Genomic DNA, 2,047 nt, shown 5'->3' on the forward strand with positions numbered 1-2,047 from the left:
CCCGCTTCGCCGACCGGCACCCGCTGTCCCTGTCCGGCGGCCAGCAGCAACGCCTAGTCATCGCGGCCGCCCGTATCTCCCGCCGCCGCATAGTGGTCTTCGACGAATCCAGCTCGGGCGACCTGGGTTGTACACGTACATGCCGCGACGGGAACCCTGGCGTTCATCGCTGTGGTGACGCACGGTGATGTATGACTGCCATCATTGTCCAGCCGCCAGCGGCGGGTCCCCGAACGAGCTCGTCCTAGGGTCGACCCCGCTCCGGCGATCCCGACTCGCAGCGAGCTCGACCACGGCCAGCGGCCGTCGCCAGGTGGCCTGCGCGTCTCTGATCTCGTCTCGAGCAGAGTCGGCTACCTCGACAGCTGAGTTCCGGCCCCGTTCATCAGCCCAAGGTGAGCAGGGCGCCAGGGCATGCACCGTCTCGAATAGCTCAACTAAACGATTAGTTGACAAGCGGATCGATGTGATGGTTAGATTCTAACTAACCGGTCAGTAGTCGCAGTCGAACACACTCTCGACGAAAGAGGTCTGACGCGCGGGGACGCCGCGATCGGTCGCGCTGCAGTCTCAGCACAATCGACACTGCCTTGATAGGAGTTTTCCCATGAACGTCGCCGCTTCTCGCCTTCGAAAGCTCGCTAGACCCCCGATCAGGTTAGCCAACCTGATCGGTCATGCCGCCCTCATTACCGGCGGGAACAGCGATATCGGCCTGGAGACCGCCCGGGTGCTACTCGACCACAGCGCCACCGCGATTCTTGCCGGCCGGAACAGGCGCCGGCTGAACGAGGCCACCAACCGAACCGCGCGCGCAGCACCCCGAACCCTCGTCACCGGGGGCGAAGACCGGCACGGCTTCCTCGCTCCAGGTGGAACGGAGGTGACGAAGGTTCCGCTTGACTTTGGGCGGGTCTGAACCGTCCGACCGACCCGGCGGCTGGCATTTTGCCGATCCCTCGCACGCCGGCGTCGAAGCCGAGCGCCGCCAAATGACGCCGATGCCTTTCGTCGCCGGTGCGTTGAACTGTGAACCGCGGCTGAGAGTGTGCGTCCCGGTGGTGGCAACGAACCGCCCGGTTGAGGAGCGCCGGCGGGCAAGTATGGCGTCTGGGCTCGCGAACTGGATCGGAAGGCCGGCAAGAACGTTACCGACGACGCGCTTTCGCGTACAGCGAAGGGTGGCCATGTCGTGTCGTTGTCGTCGTAGCGAAGACCGACGTTTCCTCTCGCATCAAAAGATTACGGTTCCCCATCGAAAGTCAACTTGGAGGTAGTCATGACCGAGCCCGTCATTGTGCTGGTGCACGGCGCGTTCGCGGAGTCGGCCAGCTGGAACGGGGTCATCTCACGGCTCACGGAGCGGGGGCTGACCGCGATCGCGGTGGCCAACCCGCTGCGCGGCCTTGACGGTGACGCCGGGTATGTCCGCGACGTTGTCGCCTCGTTGAACCGGCCCGTGGTGCTGGTCGGCCACTCGTACGGTGGCCAGGTCATCACCCAGGCCGCCGCTGGTGATCCGGCGGTGCTGGCCCTGGTCTACGTCGCCGCCTTCGCTCCCGAGCAGGGCGAGAGTGCGCTGGAGCTGTCCGGCAAGTTCCCGGGTAGCACGCTCGGTGATGCCGTCCAGGCCAAGGCGTTGTCCGTCGGTGGCATCGAGTTGGCCATCGACCCTGCGAAGTTCCCGCTGCAGTTCGCGGCGGATGTCGACCCTGCCGAGGCGGCGCTCATGGCGGCCACCCAGCGTCCGGTCGCCGAGGTGGCGCTTACCGCGGGTCTGAGCTGCGAGCCGGCCTGGCACGCGCTTCCGAACTGGCACGTGTGGGGCGGCGCCGACAGGAACATCCCGGCCGAGGCAATGCGCTTCATGGCCCAGCGAGCCGGTGCTAGGAGCGCAAAGGAGATTGCGGGCGCGAGTCACGCGCTTTTGGTCTCGCATCCCGGTCCGGTGGCCGAGACGATCGTCCAGGCCGTCAGCGCGGCAAGCAACTAACAACTCCTAACAAAATGATCTAGGGACTTCCGTCCTTTGTAGACGGTGATCTAC

Annotated in this window: 2 protein-coding genes and 1 pseudogene; all 3 read left to right on the forward strand. The window is 65.4% G+C overall.

Annotated elements, in window-relative coordinates; translation table 11 throughout:
- Window positions 1-119, forward strand: a pseudogene (locus ABZS66_RS61460) (ATP-binding cassette domain-containing protein); the annotation flags it as partial.
- A gap of 488 nt (window positions 120-607) precedes the next feature.
- A complete protein-coding gene (locus ABZS66_RS61465; protein WP_354774216.1) occupies window positions 608-919 on the forward strand; it encodes a hypothetical protein in 312 nt (103 codons plus the stop codon).
- 360 nt (window positions 920-1,279) lie between these two features.
- Complete coding sequence (locus ABZS66_RS61470) at window positions 1,280-1,993, forward strand: alpha/beta hydrolase (RefSeq protein ID WP_354774218.1); 714 nt, start codon at window positions 1,280-1,282, stop codon at window positions 1,991-1,993.
- Window positions 1,994-2,047: the final 54 nt, after the last annotated feature.

This window comes from Dactylosporangium sp. NPDC005572 (assembly GCF_040605515.1).
In the GTDB taxonomy this organism is placed as follows: domain Bacteria; phylum Actinomycetota; class Actinomycetes; order Mycobacteriales; family Micromonosporaceae; genus Dactylosporangium.